This is a genomic window from Pseudomonas sp. (genome assembly GCF_030696055.1).
In the GTDB taxonomy this organism is placed as follows: Bacteria; Pseudomonadota; Gammaproteobacteria; order Pseudomonadales; family Pseudomonadaceae; genus Aquipseudomonas.
In genome coordinates, this window is sequence record NZ_JAUYNP010000052.1 from 21,860 (window position 1) to 38,665 (window position 16,806).

Sequence of the window (16,806 nt, forward strand, 5' to 3'; positions counted from 1 at the left end):
TTTAAGGCGTATCAGTGGAAACAAGCCAGACCTGCAGGGTCTGGCTTGTACGGCTTGAATGCTGGGTCTTTACTCCTAGGAGACCGGCAGCAGCCGGTATAACGGGAGATTTCTACCATGAGAGCTAGATTCCTAACTGGGGTAGCCCCCATTCTCTTGGTCAGCAGTGTTCTTTCCGGTTGCGTCACGACTTCCAGTACGGGAGATGCGCCGCTTAACCAAGGGAACTGGCCCATTTGTACTGCGATTGGTGGTCTGGCCGGTGCTGGTCTGGGCTCAATCGAAAGTTCCGCCTGGGCAACAGGCGGTGCGGTAGCCGGCGCGGTCATCGGTACCCTTATTTGTTATGCCCAGGATGGCGATGAAGACGACGATGGCGTGTTCGATCGGCGTGATCGTTGCCCCGACACCCCCGCCAATACCCCGGTGCACCACAATGGCTGTCCGCTGAAGGAATATGCGGACAGCCCTGCGGAGCCGGAACCTGCGCCTGTTGAAGTAGTAGAGCCGGTACGTGTCGAGTTGGACGTGAAGTTTGACTTCGACAAATCCGTGGTCAAAGAAGACAGTCAAGGCGATATCCAGAGCCTGGCCGACTTTATGAAGCAGTACCCGCAGACCACTACGACAGTTGAAGGGCACACCGACTCTGTCGGTACCGATGCCTATAACCAAGGCTTGTCCGAACGCCGTGCCAATGCCGTGCGCGATGTGCTGGTCAACCAGCATGGTATCGACAGCAGCCGGGTTTCCTCGGTGGGTTACGGTGAGTCGCAGCCGGTCGAGGACAACAGCACTGACGAAGGTCGCGCGGTAAACCGTCGGGTAGAGGCGGAAGTCGAAGCGCAACCTTAAACTTAAAGTGGTGAAATGTTGGATCGCTGAAACAAACAGCGAGAGAAGACTAGGGCCGTTATCTGCTGTTGGTGGATAACGGCCTTATTACATCCGCTTGCAGTGCGGGCGCGGCGTTAAGAGCTTGGCCGCTAGTTCGCTGTTGTAAGCGGCTCTTTGTATGGCCTGGGCGGCAAGTCCTGGCGCTTTTTGCCGGCCTGCTGGCCGCATGCTCCCAAAGCGGTTAAGGTGCCTCAAAATAAAATTGGCTGGGGCATCCATGAAGAAATTTTTGATTTTGGGCAAAGTGCTGGCTGCATTTTTCTGGGGTGTGGTGCTGGCCAACCTGCTGCAACCCTTCGCACAACCCTTCGCCCTCTTGCTCTATATCACCGGAGCCCTGGCCCTGCTGATTCACGGCCTGGAGCTGTGGGTGTTCAATAAGCAGCTGGCCGGTGCTCGGAAACCAGGCCAGGAACGTGCGCAAGTCCTGCTGTTCGGTATTTTCCATCTGCTCGCGTTGCCCGGTCTCCAGGCGCAGTCTGCCGAGCCGGGCCAGGAAGAGCCGCAGCTGGAGGCTGAAAATGCGTAGTTTGATTCTGCTGGCAGCCCTTTTCAGTCCCGCGGTGTTGGCGCAGGCGGTGATCGAAGTCGAGTCCCACAGCTTTATGCGCTTACCGAGCAATAGCAGCGTGCTGCTGCTCGAGCGTTTGGACATTGCCGACCATGGCACCTTGCTGATTCCTCCTGGCTTGACCGAGCTGCGGGTGACTGAGCTGCGCCTGGGGCGCGACGCGCGCATAGCCATAGCCCCTGCCGAACAGGCGTTGCGCCTGGAGGTGGCACAGGGGGAGATCGCCAGCGGTGCGCAGATCAGTGCGCGCGGTGCCCAGGGCTCGCTGCAACAGCCGGCATCGCCGGGACGTACCTTGAGCATTCGCCTGCAGGCGCTGGTCACCGAGAGCTTGCTGGTCGATGCCCGCGGTGGCGCAGGGGCTTCGGGCTATGCCGGGCTGGACGGTGCCGACGGGCAGGCCGGGGGTTGCACCTGGGGCCAAGCCGAACGCGGTCATGATGGACAGGATGGTGGGGACGGTCAGGCCGGTGCGGCGGGGGCTCAGGTGCGCCTGGAGCTGCCGACGGATTTCCCCGAGCAGGCGCTGCAGCTGCGTCTCGAGGGTGGCGCCGGCGGTCCGGCTGGCAAGGCGGGCAATGGCGGTCAGGGCCTGAGCAAGGGATGCTGGTTGTACAGCACGCAGGGGGCTGGCGATGGTCGGCCCGGTCAGTCTGGCAAGCCGGGTGCGCAGGGACCGGCGGGGGCGGTCGATCTGGTGCGCTTCTAACTGGCGATCTAGTTAACAGACCTGGAGCCGCCCAGCGCCAGGCCTGTATGCGTTAAAACGAAGGGCGGGTGGCGGCAATCCCGACCAGCAGCAAGCCCAGCAGCAGGTTGCTCCCCACCAGGCGCCGAATGCGCCCCAGTACGGCGCCGCCGCTGGGCCAATCCTCGGCCGCCACGGCGCGGCGCAACTCCGGCAACAATAGCGCCTGCACCCGCAGAAACAGCGCGAGCATGGCGATATACAAGCCCATCATGATGTGCACGTAGCGCGGCGCGCTGTCGAAGCCGGCAAAGCGCAGGTGCAGCATGGCCACTCCGGTAATAGGCAGCACTAGCACCGCGGCCCACACCCAGTAGAAGAAACGCGGGAAGACTTCGAGCCATAGCTTCAGTCGCGCCGGAGCCTCCAGGGCACTGACCGCGGCAGGGCGCAGAATCATCCAGGCGAAGAACATGCCGCCGACCCAGACAAGGGCGGCCAGTACGTGCAGGGCATAGGTCAAGGCGTAAGGGGTCATGCGGGTACTCCTATTTATAAAGCGGTTCTGCGCCGGATCATTTAGCGCGCTATGATAGCGGCCGTTTGCAAACACTGAAAATTTATCCAGTTTCTTCGCGCCTAGATCCCATGCTCAGTACCGAACTCAAGTCCCAGATCCAGGGCGCTTACTCCCGTTTCCTCGAAGCCAAGTCGCTGAAGCCGCGCTATGGCCAGCGTTTGATGATCGCCGAAATCGCCAAAGTGCTCGGCGCCATCAACACCGACGAGGAAGGCCGGCGCGATGGCGAGCCGGCGGTGGTGGCGGTCGAGGCCGGCACCGGTACCGGCAAGACCGTGGCCTACAGCCTGGCGGCGATTCCTACGGCCAAGGCGGCCGGCAAGCGTCTGGTGATCGCCACCGCGACCGTGGCGCTGCAAGAGCAGATCGTGCACAAGGATCTGCCGGATCTGCTGCGCAATAGCGGGCTGAACTTCAGTTTCGCCCTGGCCAAAGGCCGTGGCCGCTACCTGTGCCTGTCCAAGCTCGATCTGCTGTTGCAGGAAGGTCAGGCGCAGAGCACCACCGCGCAGCTGTTCGAGGAAGAAGGCTTCAAGATCGACGTGGATGAGCAGAGCCAGAAGCTGTTTACCGCCATGATCGAGAAACTCGCCGGCAATAAGTGGGACGGCGACCGCGACAGCTGGCCCGAGGAATTAGAAGACAGCCGTTGGTCGCAACTGACCACCGACCATAGCCAGTGCACCAACCGCCATTGCCCGAATTTCCAGCAGTGCGCCTTCTACAAGGCCCGCGAGGGCATGGGCAAGGTCGATGTGATAGTCACCAACCACGATATGGTCCTGGCCGACCTGGCCTTGGGTGGCGGCGCCGTGCTGCCGGATCCGCGCGACACCCTCTATGTGTTCGATGAAGGCCACCATCTGCCGGACAAGGCCATCGGCCATTTCGCTCATTTCACCCGGCTGCGCTCGACCGCCGACTGGCTGGAACAGACCGCCAAGAACCTGACCAAGCTGCTGGCTCAGCATCCGCTGCCCGGCGATCTGGGGCGCCTGATCGAGCAGGTGCCGGAGCTGGCGCGGGAGATCAAGACCCAGCAGCAGTTTATGTTCGCCGCCTGCGAGCAGCTGGCCGAGTTCAAGCCCGGTGAAGACATGCAGGGCCGCGAGCGCCCGCGCCATCGCTTCGTCGGCGGCCTGGTGCCGGAGCATCTGCGCGAGCTGGGCATCGAGTTGAAGAAAGGCTTCAGCAAACTCACCGACCTGTTCACCGGCGTCACCGAGCAGCTCAAGGAAGCCATGGACGGCGAAGCCACCATCGGCATCGCCAGCCACCAGGCCGAGGAGTGGTACCCGCTGTTCGGCAGCCTGCTGGCGCGCGCCCAGGGCAGCTGGGAGCTATGGCTGGCCTTTACCGCCGAAGACCCGGAAGACAGCCCGCCTATGGCGCGTTGGCTGACTCTGGCGGAAAGCGGCGCGCTGTTCGATATCGAGGTCAACGCCAGCCCTATCCTGGCCGCGGAAACCCTGCGGCGTAATCTGTGGAATGTCGCCTATGGCGCCCTGGTGACCTCGGCGACCCTGACCGCGCTGGGCACCTTCGACCGCTACCGGATGCGTGCCGGCCTGCCGAAAGTGGCGGTCACCACCGTGGTACCCAGTCCCTTCCACCATGCCGATGCCGGCGTGCTGCGGGTGCCGGACCTCAAGGCCGATCCGCGCGATGCGGTGGCCCATACCGCGGCGATCATTCGTGACTTGCCCGGCCTGGTGCAGGGTTCGCGCGGCACCCTGGTGCTGTTTTCTTCGCGCAAGCAGATGCAGGACGTCTTCGACGGCCTGGAGCGCGATTGGCGCAAACGGGTGTTTATCCAGGGTAATTTGTCCAAGCAGGAAACCCTGAACAAGCACAAGGCGCGGGTCGACAGTGGCGAGGAGAGCGTGCTGTTCGGCCTGGCCAGCTTCGCCGAGGGCGTGGACCTGCCCGGTGCCTACTGCGAACACGTGGTGATCGCCAAGATTCCCTTCGCCGTGCCGGATGACCCGGTGGAAGCGGCCCTGGCCGAGTGGATCGAGGCGCGCGGCGGCAATCCCTTTATGGAAATCGCCGTGCCGGATGCCTCGCTGCGTCTGGTGCAGGCTTGCGGGCGTTTGCTGCGCACCGAAGAGGATCGCGGCATCATTACCCTGTTGGACCGGCGGGTGGTCACCCAGCGTTATGGCAAGGCTATTCTCAATGCCTTGCCGCCGTTTCGCCGTGAGATCAGCTGAGTCTCTGCTGGGCTTGCCGAGTGGTATGACTGAAGCCTGGCGCGGCTGCAAGCGTCTGAACAGCGTTCAGACCGGGTCCGCCGCTAGGTGATGGAAAATTGTTGTGGCTCTGGGCGATCCCGTCCAAGGGCGCAGGATCAATCTGGTAGATGGGGGAGTGTGGTTCGTGAAGGTTAACGCCAGGCTGCAAGCGCGCATTCTGTTGTCGGCACTGTTGAGCTTTTCCGCGGCCGTTACGGCTGGCGATAAGGTCGAGCTGTTCAACTTCGTGCGTCCCATAGATGCGGTGCAAGTGACGACCAAGGATGCGGCGCTACCGAGTCGCATCGCCGAACCCACGGCGTCAGGCGAAGTGCTGCGCCGGGTGACCTTCAACCCGGCCGAACAGCCGAGCCTGCGTCTTACCCCGCAAAGCGGCAGTTGGGATTGGTCCAAGCAGGCGGTGCTGAGCCTGCGCCTGCAGAACGCCATGGACTGGGCGCTGACCCTCGATGTGCAGATTGACAGTGCCGACGGTAAAAGCCTGAAGAGCCGCATCGCCTTGCCCGCCGGCCCGGCGCAGACCCTGCTGGTGCCCTTGCAGGCCAGCTCGCCGCGTGATCAGGGCATGCGCGCGGGCGTGCCCATGCCGTGGAATCACAATGGCCAGCGCCTGCTGGTGGCCGACACCGTGCTGGGCGAGTTGGACCCGGCCCGGGTCATAGCTGTGACCCTGTCGCTGCCCAAACCGAAAGCGGCGCAGAGCATTCTGATCAGCCACTTCGCGGTCAGCAGCGGCGCAGAGCGGGCGGCCGCCTACCAGGGCATAGTCGATGGCTACGGCCAGTTCACTCGTGGGGATTGGCCCGGCAAGGTCAAGAACGACCAGCAGCTGCAACAGGCCGCCCTGCAGGAGCAGAAACAACTGCCGGCCTGGTTGGCCGAGCGTGCGCCGCAGGATCAGTACGGCGGCTGGCTCGGCGGGCAGCACTTCGATGCCACGGGCTTCTTCCGCACGGAGAAACGCGATGGCCGCTGGTTCCTGGTGACGCCTGAGGGCAATCCCTTCTATTCCCTCGGGGTCAATGCGGTAACCGCCGAGCAAAGCGCCACCTATGTCGAAGGCCGCGAAACGATGTTCACGGCCTTGCCCAAAGAAGGTGAGGCGCTGGCCAAGCATTCCGGTAGCGCGGACAGTCGCAGCGACACCGGGGCGAACAAAGGCCGGGCCTTCGCCAAGGGCCGTTGGTTCGACTTCTACGCGGCCAACCTGGAGCGCAGTTACGGCTCAGCCGACCCGGCACGCTGGCTCAGCCACAGCCAGGACCGTCTGCAGGCCTGGGGTTTCAATACCCTGGGCAACTGGAGCGATCCGGCTTTCCTCAAGGACGCGCGCCTGCCTTACAGCATTCCGCTGGTGATCCATGGCGATTACGCCACCATCAGCACCGGCGTCGATTGGTGGGGCGGCATGCCCGACCCGTTCGACCCACGCTTTGCCATGGCCACCGAACGGGCGGTGGCTATCGCCTCGCGCGATCACCGCGACAACCCCTGGTTGCTCGGCTACTTCGCCGACAACGAGCTGGCCTGGGCCGGCGCGGCAGATGATCCGCACGGGCGCTACGCCCTGGCTTACGCCACCTTGCGCCTGACCACCGATGTGCCGGCCAAACGCGCCTTTCTCAAGCAGCTGCGCGACAAGTACCGCAACCACAATGGCCTGTCCCGGGCCTGGGGCATCCAGCTGGCAGCCTGGGAGCTGATGGAAGACCCGGGTTTCCAGGCGCCGCTGCCCAGCGCAGAGTTCCCGGCCATCGAAAAGGATATGCAGGCCTTCCTGCGCCTGTACGCCAGCACCTATTTCAAGACCATCGCCGATTCCCTGGAGTGGCATGCGCCGAACCACCTGCTGTTGGGCGGCCGCTTTGCCAGCAGCATCCCCGAGGCGGTGGAGGCCTGCGCCGAGTTCTGTGATCTGCTGAGTTTCAATTTCTATACCCGCGAGCCGCAGCAGGGCTACGACTTCGCGGCGCTGCGCGCGCTGGATAAACCGCTGCTGGTCAGCGAATTCCACTTCGGCTCGCGGGATCGCGGTCCCTTCTGGGGCGGTGTCGCCGAGGTCTACAAGGAAGAGGAGCGCGGCCCGGCCTATGCGCACTTCCTGGCCAAGGCCCTGGAAGAGCCGCAGATAGTCGGCGTGCACTGGTTCCAGTACCTCGACCAACCGGCCACCGGGCGTCTGCTCGATGGCGAGAACGGCCACCTGGGCCTGGTCGGCATCACCGATCGGCCCTGGGATGGCTTCGTCAAGGCGGTGCGCAAGGCCAACCAGGGGGTGGTCAAGGCCCTGCTCAAGCCAGAAGTGGCTGCCGCGCCGGCGCCTGCTACGCCGTGATGGAGGGGTCGCCGGGTGGCTGGTCCAGCTTGCGCACGGTTCACAGCGGGCGGCAGAGCTGGAACAATCCGCGCAGCCATTGAATAGAGGAGCGGGGCGGTGCAGATACAGGGTTATTTCGATCTCAAGTTCGAGGCGCTGAGGGACGGCTTCGCCGCCTTGTTCGAGGATCCGCAAGAGCGCGGCATGGCGCTCTGCGTGCAGATCGGCGGCGAGACAGTGGTGGACCTGTGGGCCGGCAGTGCCGACAAGGATGGCCAGCAGGCCTGGCACAGCGACACCATCCTCAACCTGTTCTCCTGCACCAAGACCTTTACCGCGGTCACCGTCTTGCAACTGGTCGGCGAGGGCAAGCTCGAGCTGGATGCCCCGGTCGCCCGTTACTGGCCGGAGTTCGCCGCCGCCGGCAAGGAAAAAATCACCCTGCGCCATCTGCTCAGCCACCGGGCCGGGCTGCCGGCCGTGCGCGAGTTGCTGCCGGCCGAAGCCTTGTATGACTGGCAGGCGATGACCCGCGCGCTGGCAGCCGAACAGCCCTGGTGGCCGCTCGGCGAGGGCCATGGTTATGCGCCCATCACCTTCGGCTGGCTGGTCGGCGAAGTGCTGCGCCGGGTAGAAGGCCGCGGCCCGGGCGAGTCCATAGTCGCGCGCACCGCCAAGCCCCTGGGTCTGGATTTCCATGTCGGCCTGGCCGATCAGGAGTTCGGGCGGGTGGCGACCATCTCCCGCGGCAAGGGCAACCTCGGCGACGCCGCGGCCCAGCGCTTGCTCAAGACCATGATGAGCGAGCCCACCGCCATGAGCACGCGGGCCTTCACCAACCCGCCCTCGATCATGACCAGCACCAACAAGCCCGAGTGGCGGCGTATGCAGCAGCCGGCGGCGAATGGCCACGGCAATGCGCGCAGCCTGGCGGGTTTCTACAGCGGTCTGCTGGACGGTCGCTTGCTGGAGAGCGAGCTGCTCGATGAACTCACCCGCGAGCACGCCGTGGGTGAGGACAAGACCCTGCTGACCCGCACCCGCTTCGGTTTGGGCTGCATGCTCGACCAGCCGGAGGTGGCCAACGCCACCTATGGCATGGGCCCGCGGGCCTTCGGTCACCCGGGCGCCGGCGGTTCCATCGGCTTTGCCGACCCCGAGCGGGATGTCGCTTTTGGCTTTGTCACCAACAATTTAGGACCGTTCGTCTTGATGGACCCCCGTGCGCAGAAACTTGCGCATCTGTTGGCTGATTGTTTGTAGCCGGCTCGGCTAAACTTCTGTGCAACCTGGCGTGGCCTGCTGCTTGAGCAGGGCATGGACCGCTCTTTTTTGCTCATCAAGATGTGGATAACTGATGCTTGCCAACAAATCTCTCGCCTTCGCCCTGTGTGTGCTGATCAGCGGTTGCAGCGCCTTCGACAAAGTCGACAAGGCCGCTAAGCCTGCCCCCAAAGCGGTGGCGGCCATGCCGGCGCCAGCCGTCACCCAGGCCTGGCTGGACGATTACGAGCCGCGCGTGCGCGAGGCGATCAAGGGCAGTCCCTTCGAGCTGGAGCGCCGCGAGAACCTGTTGGTGGTCACCGCGCCGGTGCAGCGCTCATTCAATCCGGATCGCCCGCAGATGATGTTGCCGGCGATCCTGGGGCCCCTCAGCCGTATGGCCAAGTTGCTGGAAAAGGACGAGAAGATCGGCGTACTGGTGCTGGGCCACGCCGACAGCAGTGGCGAGGATGCGCTCAACCGTGAGTTGAGCCATCAGCGCGCCCGGGCCTTTACCTCGATTTTCCGCTTGAGTGGCCTCAAGCAGAGTCGTCTGATGGTCAAGGGGCTGGGTTCGGACATGCCGCGCGCCGCCAATGACAGTGCCGCAGGCCGCGCGCTGAACCGTCGTGTGGAAATCCTGCTGACCTCCCAAGACACCCTGAATGCCTTGCTCGCCAAGTACAGCAAGCCGGCCGTGGCACCGGTCACGGTTGTTGCTACGGCTAAACCTGCGGTGGATAAAGCCACCAAGGTCAAAGCCAAGGCCAAAGTCGAGAGCAAGGCGAAAAGCAAGGTGGCGGCAAGCCAGCCGACTAGCGGCAAGTCGGCAACCAGCAAGCCAGTAACCAGTAAGCCGGCGGCCAGCAAACCGGCGGATAGCAAGCAGCTGGTTGCGGCAGATCAAGTCAAATAGAGCGGCTGCCGTTAAGCTAGGCGCTAGGGTCTGTTGACGTTTCGCAGCGAGCCGCGTTGCTGCGCCAAATTGCGCCAGGCAAGGCGCAGGACGCCGGCAATGGTCGCTCCCTTGCCAAGTCCTGCAACACCGCCTGGCGCAATTTGCCGCGCAACCCGAAGGGACGGGCCTGTTTTTGCGCGCTGCTGCGTTTCTCGTCGCTTATTTGGAATAACCAAACCACGCTCCTCGTGCCTGGCCCCGCGCAAAAACAGGCTCCGGCGCGGCCGCGACGAAACGTCAACAGACCCTGGCTGTTCTTGAGGATTTGCCTATGACTCGAACCCTGGCTGACATGCGCCGCGACTACACCCGTGATGGTCTCAGCGAGGCGCATGCGCCGCTGCTGCCCTTCCCGCTGTTCGAGCAATGGTTTGCCGAGGCGCTGAAGACCGAGCAACTGCCGGTCGAACCCAATGCCATGACCCTGGCCACGGTCGATGGCGAGGGCCGCCCGCACTGTCGGGTGCTGTTGCTCAAGGGCTTGGACGCGCGCGGCTTTACCTTCTTCAGCAATTACGACAGCGCCAAGGGCGAGCAACTGGCGGCCAATCCCTTTGCCGCCATGACCTTCTTCTGGCCCAGCCTGGAACGTCAGGTGCGTATCGAAGGGCGGGTGGAGCGGGTCACCGCGGCCGAGTGCGATGCCTATTTCCAAGTGCGCCCGCTGGGCAGTCGCCTGGGGGCCTGGGCTTCGCCGCAGAGCCAGGTGATCCAGGGCCGCAGCGAGCTGGAAAGCCTGCTGGCGCAAACCGAGCAGCGCTTTCTCGACAGCGCGCCCCATTGTCCGCCGCACTGGGGCGGCTACCGTTTGCTGCCTGAGCGCATCGAGTTCTGGCAGGGCCGTGCGAGCCGTCTGCATGACCGCCTCAATTATCGCCTGCAGGAGGGCGCCTGGCTGCGCGAGCGCCTGGCGCCCTAAGCATCCGCCGCTGGTGAGGCAATGACGCGTCAGGTCGAGGGTGAGCCAAACGGGGCAAGCTGTTGTCTTAATATTGGCGGGTGACAGTTGCGTCGCGTGCGCGCTCTAATGAGCACCTGGCCAAGTGGAGGATCCATCATGCGTAAAGCCTTAGTAGTGATTGCCGCGTGCGCGGCGCTGGCTCTGGTGGGCGGTTGCGCCTCCAGCCTGACCGGCGATACCTATTCGCGTGACGAGGCCCGTACCGTGCAGACCGTGCGCATGGGCACCATCGAGACGCTGCGTCCGGTGAAGATCGAGGGCACCAAGACCCCGATTGGCGCCGGTGCCGGCGCGATAATAGGCGGTGTGGCCGGTAGTGGTGTCGGCGGCGGGCGCGGCAGTGCGGTGGCGGCGGTCATAGGCGCGGTGGCCGGCGGCCTGCTTGGGGCTATGACCGAGGAAGGCCTGACCCGGACCCAGGGCGTGGAAATTACCGTGCTGGAAGATGACGGCAGCATGCGCGCCTATGTGCAGCAGGTCGAAGAAAACCAGATTTTCCGGGTGGGTGAGCGGGTGCGTATCCTGAGCGTCAACGGCACCAGTCGCGTTGCTCACTGAGTCTTAATCAAGCCGGATCAGTGCGGACTGATCCGGCTTTTTCTTGCCCGTTTTTCCCCGCGGCGGACTTTCCGCGCTTGGCCTCGGTTGCAGGCAGCCAGCCTCGATGCAGAGCATTTAGTAATATTTCTATCCATGACGCAACGCCGATAGATATGGATAATCGCAGACCGTTCCGCGCCGGCCAGGGCTGAGTGAGCCTGCCCATTGTCTGGCACAGTGATGCTTTTAGGGCTTCTGGCGCAGGCATAGACCGGCGGCCATACAGCGAACACGCCGCTTGGGCCATCCGCTGCGCCCATGCCGCCTGGCCGAGTTCGCATAAGGGATTTTTGTATGACACTTGCGCTGATTATCGCCTTGCCCTTTCTCGGCGCCTTACTGCCCCTGCTGGCCGAGCGCCTGGGCCGTTCGGCCTGCGCCGTGGCGGCCGCCATTGCGCCGCTGATCGCGCTGGCATTGTTGTTGTCGCAGCAGTCGGCGGTGTTCGCCGGCAAGCTGCTCAAGGTCCAGCAGGAGTGGTTGCCGGAGCTGGGCTTGAACCTCAGCCTGCGCCTGGATGGCTTGGGCTTTCTGTTCGCCTTGCTGATTTTCGGAATCGGCTTGCTGGTGATTCTCTACGCCCGCTACTACCTGGCGGAGCGCGAGCCTATGGGGCGCTTCTTTGCCTTCCTGCTGCTGTTTATGGGAGCCATGCTCGGCGTGGTGCTCGCGGAAAATCTGCTGTTGATGCTGATGTTCTGGGAGCTGACCAGTCTGTCGTCCTTCCTGCTGATCGGTTTCTGGGGCGCGCGTAGCGATGCACGCAAAGGCGCACGTATGGCCTTGGCGGTGACCGGTGGCGGCGGTCTGGCGCTGTTTGCCGGGATTCTGCTGCTCGGCCATATAGTCGGCAGCTTCGAGCTGTCCCAGGTGCTGGCCGCCGGCCCCGCCATTCGCGCCCATGGCCTGTACCCGCTGGCCTTGATCCTGGTGCTGCTGGGCGTATTTACCAAGTCGGCGCAGTTTCCCTTCCACTTCTGGCTGCCCCACGCGATGGCGGCGCCCACCCCGGTATCGGCCTATCTGCACTCGGCGACCATGGTCAAGGCCGGGGTATTTCTGCTGGCGCGCCTGTATCCGGCGCTGGCCGACTCGGACTGGTGGTTCTACCTGGTCAGCCTCACCGGGTTGACGACCCTGCTGGTTGGGGCCGGCATGGCCCTGTTCCAGCATGACCTCAAGGGCCTGCTGGCCTATTCGACCATCAGCCACCTGGGCCTGATCACCCTGCTGTTCGGCCTGGATAGCCGCCTGGCGGCGGTGGCGGCGCTGTTTCATATCATCAACCACGCGACCTTCAAGGCCTCGCTGTTTATGGCCGCCGGGATCATCGAGCACGAGACCGGCAGCCGCGACATGCGGCGCATCAACGGCCTGTGGCAATACATGCCGCATACCGCGCTGCTGGCCATGGTGGCGGCCTCGGCTATGGCCGGGGTGCCGCTGCTCAATGGTTTCCTGAGCAAGGAGATGTTCTTCGGCGAGACCCTCGATCAGCAGCTGCTCGGCGGCTTCAACTGGGTGATTCCGGCGGCGGCTACCCTGGCCGGGCTGTTCTCTGTGGCCTATTCGCTGCGCTTTATCCACGACGTGTTCTTCAATGGCGAGCCGATCGATCTGCCGCATTTTCCGCCCCACGAGCCGCCGCGCTATATGAAGGTGCCGGTGGAGGTACTGGTGTTCCTCTGCCTGCTGGTGGGCATGCTGCCGGGCTACACCGTGGCGCCTCTGCTGGCGGCGGCCGCTGCGGCCACCCTGAGCGGCGAGGTGCCGAGCTACAGCCTGGCAATCTGGCACGGTTTCAACCTGCCCTTGCTGATGAGCGGCATCGCCCTGGTCGGCGGCATTCTGCTGTACAGCTGCCGTCAGCCCTTGTTTCGCTGGTACGCCGGCCTGCCGAGCCTGGATGCCAAGCTGCAGTTCGACCGGGCCGTGGTGCAGCTGGTCAGACTCTGCCAGCTGATCACCGGTTGGCTGGAAAACGCTTCGCTGCAGCGTTATCTGGCCCTGTTGCTCGGTTCCGCGCTGGTGGTGGTGACCTGGGGCCTGGGTTCGCTGCCGCAGATCACAGGTTCCGTGGCCCTGACCGCCATCGACGGCATCAGCGCCCTGGGGCTGGGCATCATGGCCCTGGCGGCGCTGCTGACCCTGGTGTTCCACCGCCAGCGCCTGGTCGCCCTGTTGATGCTCAGCGTGGTCGGCCTGCTGGTGGCCTTGGCCTTCGCCCGCTACTCGGCCCCGGATCTGGCCCTGACCCAGCTGGCGGTGGAACTGGTGACCATCATCCTGCTGATGCTGGCGCTGTACTTTCTGCCGGCGCAGACCCCGGTGGAGTCGAGCAGTTTGCGCGGCCTGCGCGACTTTGGCCTGGCCGTCGGCAGCGGGGTGATGGTGGCCCTGCTGGTGTTTGCCGTGCTGACCCGGCCCTACCAGAGCATTTCCGCCTTCTTCCTGGCCAACAGCCTGTCTGGCGGTGGCGGCACCAACGTGGTCAACGTGATCCTGGTGGACTTTCGCGGCTTCGATACCCTGGGCGAGATCAGCGTGCTGGCGATTGCCGCGCTGGGCATCTGCGCCATGCTCGAGGGCCTGCGCCTGTTTCAGCCAACCCAGGATGCCCAGGGCCGCAGTTGGGCCCGTGAGCCTCATCCGCTGATTCTCGCCAGCCTGTCGCGCGTGCTGTTGCCGCTGGCGTTGTTGGTCTCGGTATTTATCTTCCTGCGCGGGCACAACCTGCCGGGGGGCGGCTTTATCGCCGGGTTGATCACCGCCGTGGCCCTGATCCTGCAATACCTCGCCAGCGGCGTGCAGTGGACCCAGGCGCGCCTGCCGCTGAATTACCAGGCCATGGCCGGGCTCGGCGTGCTGATCGCTGGGTTGACCGGCCTGGGCAGCTGGCTGTTCGAGCGGCCGTTCCTGACTTCGGCCTTCGGCCATTTCCCTATCCCGCTGATCGGCGAGATCGAACTGGCCACGGCCATGCTGTTTGACCTGGGCGTGTATCTGACGGTGGTCGGCGCGACCCTGCTGATGCTCGCCAACCTGGGTAAATTGACCCAGGCCAAAGCCGTACAGGAGGTGCTTTGAGATGGAAGCCCTATTCGCCGTCACCCTCGGCATTCTCAGCGCCAGCGGCGTCTACCTGCTGCTGCGCGCCCGCACCTTCCCGGTGGTGCTGGGCCTGACGCTGATCTCCTATGCGGTCAACCTGTTCCTCTTCGCCATGGGCCGATTGCACAGCGGCGCCGTCACTGTGATAGGCCAGGGCGGCGCCTACGCCGATCCGCTGCCGCAGGCCCTGGTGCTGACCGCCATAGTTATCGGCTTCGCCATGACCGCCTTCGTCGTGGTGCTGGCGCTGCGCAGCCTGGGCGAAACTCAGAGCGACCATGTCGACGGTCGGGAGCCCGGGCAATGAATCACGCCTTGATCCTGCCGATCCTGCTGCCGATGTTCGCCGGCAGCCTGCTGCTGCTCGGCGCGCGCCTGAGCCTGCGGCTCAAACGCAGCCTGTCCTTGGGCGCCACGCTGTTGCTGCTGCCCTTGAGCTGCTACTTGCTCTGGCTGGCCGACCAGGGCGTGCTGCAGGTCTATGCCGCGGGTAACTGGCGGGCGCCGTTCGGCATCATCCTGCTGCTCGACCGCCTGAGTGCGCTGATGCTGGTGCTGACCGCGGTGCTCGGCTGTTTCGCGCTGTTGTATGCGGTGCGCGGTGATGATGGGCGCGGGCCGAGTTTCCATGCCCTGTTCCAGTTCCAGTTGATGGGCATCAACGGCGCTTTTCTCACCGGCGACCTGTTCAACCTGTTCGTATTCTTCGAGATTCTGCTGATCGCCTCCTACTCGCTGCTGCTGCATGGCGGCGGGGCTGCGCGGGTGCGCGCCGGCCTGCACTATGTGCTGCTCAACCTGCTGGGTTCGGCCTTGTTCCTGCTGGCGGTGGGCGTGCTCTATGGCATCACCGGTACCCTGAATATGGCCGACATGGCTAGCAAGGTGGCGGCCGCCGGCCCGGATCAGGCGCCGCTGCTGCATGCTGCCGGCTTGCTGTTGTTGCTGGTGTTCGGCCTCAAGGCCGCCTTTGTGCCGCTGTATTTCTGGTTGCCCAGGGCCTATGCCGCGGCCAGTGCGCCGGTGGCGGCGCTGTTCGCCATCATGACCAAGGTCGGCCTGTATTCCATAGTGCGGGTCTATACGCTGATCTTCGGCGACGCCGCCGGCAGCCTGGCCCATATGGCGAATGACTGGCTGTGGCCGCTGGCCTTGCTGACCCTGGTGCTGGGCGTGATAGGCGCCCTGGCCGCCAGCAGCCTGCAGGGCCTGCTGGCCTATCTGTTGGTGGTCTCGGTGGGTACCTTGCTCGCCGGGATTGCCATAGGCACCGAACAGGCCCTGGCGGCGGCCCTGTATTACCTGATCCACAGCACCTGGATAGGCGGCGGCCTGTTCCTCTTGGCCGACCTGATCGCCCGCCAGCGCGGCGACAAGCAGGCCGAGTTGGTGCAAGGCCCGGCGTTGCAGAACCCGCATCTGCTCGGTGCCTTGTTCTTTCTCGGCGCCATTGCGGTGGCCGGCCTGCCGCCGCTCTCGGGCTTTATCGGCAAGTTGCTGCTGCTGCGTGCCCTGGAGCCGGGCCTGCAGGCGCTGCTGCTCTGGCCTGTGGTGCTGGGCGGCGGCCTGCTCACCCTGCTGGCCTTGAGCCGTGCCGGCAGCACGCTGTTCTGGCGGGTCGGCCTGAGCCAGTTGGACAGCGCCGAGCTGGACCGTGGAAGGTTGTTGGCCTGTATGGGCTTGCTGCTGCTCAGCCCACTGCTGACCGGCTTGGCGGCGCCGATCCTGAGTTATGTGCAGGCCACCGCCAGCCAGTTGCATGATCTACAGCCGTACTTACAGATCATCCAGCCTGGAGCCGCACCATGACTGCTCGTCGCTGGTTGCCCCAACCCCTGCTCAGCCTGTGCCTGCTGCTGGTCTGGCTGCTGCTGGTAAATGATTCGAGCCTGGGCCATTGGCTGCTGGGCGCGCTGCTCGGCTGGCTGATTCCATTGTTCACTCAGCGCTTCGGCAACAGCCCGCCGCGGTTGCGCAAGCCGCTCAAGCTGGGCCTGTTCTTGCTGCGCGTGCTCGGCGACATAGTCGTGGCCAATCTGCAGGTGGCCAAGCTGATCCTTGGCCCGACCAGCAACTTGCGCCCGGCCTTCGTGGAAATCCCCATGCTGCTGGACAACCAACTGGCCCTGAGCATGCTCGCCAGCATCATTTCCCTGACCCCGGGCACCGTCTCCGCGGACCTCAGTGACGACCGCAAGACCCTGCTGGTGCACGGCCTGGATGTGGCCGATGAGGCCGCCCTGGTCGCCGAGATCAAGAGCCGCTACGAGGCGCCCCTGCTGGAGGTATTCCCATGCTCGCCTACGTGATTCCACTGTGCCTGGTGCTGCTGGGCCTTGCGCTGATCCTGTGCCTGGCGCGGCTGATCAAGGGCCCGGATCTACCCGACCGCATCCTGGCGCTGGACACTCTGTATATCAACGCCATCGCCTTGCTGGTGCTGTTCGGCATCTGGCTGGGCTCGGACCTGTACTTCGAGGCGGCGCTGCTGATCGCGGTGATGGGCTTTATCGGCACGGTGGCGGTGGCGAAGTACCTGCTGCGCGGCGACATCATCGAATGAGAACGAGTTTACGATCTGCTGTGCGTCGGCCCTGCTGCGTTA

The 16,806-nt window shown here is 64.3% G+C and carries 15 protein-coding genes; 14 read left to right on the forward strand and 1 reads right to left on the reverse strand.

Annotated features, from left to right (window positions below):
- Positions 1-117 precede the first annotated feature (117 nt).
- From Q8Q83_RS03205 to Q8Q83_RS03215, 3 genes are all read left to right on the forward strand, one after another.
- A complete protein-coding gene (locus tag Q8Q83_RS03205; protein WP_305621068.1) occupies positions 118-855 on the forward strand; it encodes an OmpA family protein in 738 nt (245 codons plus the stop codon).
- A 259-nt stretch (positions 856-1,114) separates the two neighbouring features.
- Positions 1,115-1,426, forward strand: coding sequence for a DUF1145 domain-containing protein (locus tag Q8Q83_RS03210; protein ID WP_305621069.1), 312 nt, complete (start codon positions 1,115-1,117; stop codon positions 1,424-1,426).
- Complete coding sequence (locus Q8Q83_RS03215; protein ID WP_305621071.1) at positions 1,419-2,177, forward strand: collagen-like protein; 759 nt, start codon at positions 1,419-1,421, stop codon at positions 2,175-2,177. Before Q8Q83_RS03210 ends, Q8Q83_RS03215 begins: the two co-directional genes overlap by 8 nt.
- A 52-nt stretch (positions 2,178-2,229) precedes the next feature.
- Here the strand turns inward: Q8Q83_RS03215 and Q8Q83_RS03220 are convergent, their stop codons facing one another.
- Complete coding sequence (locus Q8Q83_RS03220) at positions 2,230-2,694, reverse strand: CopD family protein (protein ID WP_305621073.1); 465 nt, start codon at positions 2,692-2,694, stop codon at positions 2,230-2,232.
- A 110-nt stretch (positions 2,695-2,804) separates the two neighbouring features.
- Here Q8Q83_RS03220 and dinG point away from each other — a divergent pair, with 110 nt between their 5' ends.
- The 11 genes from dinG to Q8Q83_RS03275 all read left to right on the forward strand — a co-directional run bounded on the left by dinG (position 2,805) and on the right by Q8Q83_RS03275 (position 16,764).
- Positions 2,805-4,949, forward strand: coding sequence for an ATP-dependent DNA helicase DinG (gene dinG, locus Q8Q83_RS03225; RefSeq protein WP_305621075.1), 2,145 nt, complete (start codon positions 2,805-2,807; stop codon positions 4,947-4,949).
- A gap of 166 nt (positions 4,950-5,115) precedes the next feature.
- The gene (locus Q8Q83_RS03230) at positions 5,116-7,326 is read left to right on the forward strand and encodes a beta-agarase (RefSeq protein ID WP_371132354.1); all 2,211 of its coding nucleotides are present in this window, start codon (positions 5,116-5,118) and stop codon (positions 7,324-7,326) included.
- A gap of 99 nt (positions 7,327-7,425) precedes the next feature.
- On the forward strand, positions 7,426-8,571 hold the full coding sequence (locus Q8Q83_RS03235) for a serine hydrolase domain-containing protein (protein ID WP_305621077.1): 1,146 nt from the start codon (positions 7,426-7,428) through the stop codon (positions 8,569-8,571).
- 94 nt (positions 8,572-8,665) lie between these two features.
- Positions 8,666-9,487, forward strand: a complete 822-nt coding sequence (locus tag Q8Q83_RS03240) for an OmpA family protein (RefSeq protein WP_305621078.1) — start codon at positions 8,666-8,668, stop codon at positions 9,485-9,487.
- A gap of 313 nt (positions 9,488-9,800) precedes the next feature.
- Positions 9,801-10,448: a pyridoxamine 5'-phosphate oxidase gene (pdxH, locus tag Q8Q83_RS03245; protein WP_305621080.1), complete on the forward strand. Its 648-nt coding sequence runs from the start codon at positions 9,801-9,803 to the stop codon at positions 10,446-10,448.
- Positions 10,449-10,586: 138 nt separating this feature from the next.
- The gene (locus Q8Q83_RS03250) at positions 10,587-11,048 is read left to right on the forward strand and encodes a glycine zipper domain-containing protein (RefSeq protein ID WP_305621082.1); all 462 of its coding nucleotides are present in this window, start codon (positions 10,587-10,589) and stop codon (positions 11,046-11,048) included.
- Positions 11,049-11,384: 336 nt separating this feature from the next.
- On the forward strand, positions 11,385-14,177 hold the full coding sequence (locus tag Q8Q83_RS03255) for a monovalent cation/H+ antiporter subunit A (protein ID WP_305621083.1): 2,793 nt from the start codon (positions 11,385-11,387) through the stop codon (positions 14,175-14,177).
- Position 14,178: 1 nt separating this feature from the next.
- The gene (locus Q8Q83_RS03260; protein ID WP_305621085.1) at positions 14,179-14,508 is read left to right on the forward strand and encodes a Na+/H+ antiporter subunit C; all 330 of its coding nucleotides are present in this window, start codon (positions 14,179-14,181) and stop codon (positions 14,506-14,508) included.
- Positions 14,505-16,010, forward strand: coding sequence for a monovalent cation/H+ antiporter subunit D (locus Q8Q83_RS03265; RefSeq protein ID WP_305621087.1), 1,506 nt, complete (start codon positions 14,505-14,507; stop codon positions 16,008-16,010). The genes Q8Q83_RS03260 and Q8Q83_RS03265 overlap by 4 nt, the downstream gene beginning before the upstream one ends.
- Positions 16,007-16,510, forward strand: a complete 504-nt coding sequence (locus tag Q8Q83_RS03270; protein ID WP_305621089.1) for a Na+/H+ antiporter subunit E — start codon at positions 16,007-16,009, stop codon at positions 16,508-16,510. The genes Q8Q83_RS03265 and Q8Q83_RS03270 overlap by 4 nt, the downstream gene beginning before the upstream one ends.
- The gene (locus Q8Q83_RS03275) at positions 16,495-16,764 is read left to right on the forward strand and encodes a K+/H+ antiporter subunit F (RefSeq protein WP_305621091.1); all 270 of its coding nucleotides are present in this window, start codon (positions 16,495-16,497) and stop codon (positions 16,762-16,764) included. The genes Q8Q83_RS03270 and Q8Q83_RS03275 overlap by 16 nt, the downstream gene beginning before the upstream one ends.
- Positions 16,765-16,806: the final 42 nt, after the last annotated feature.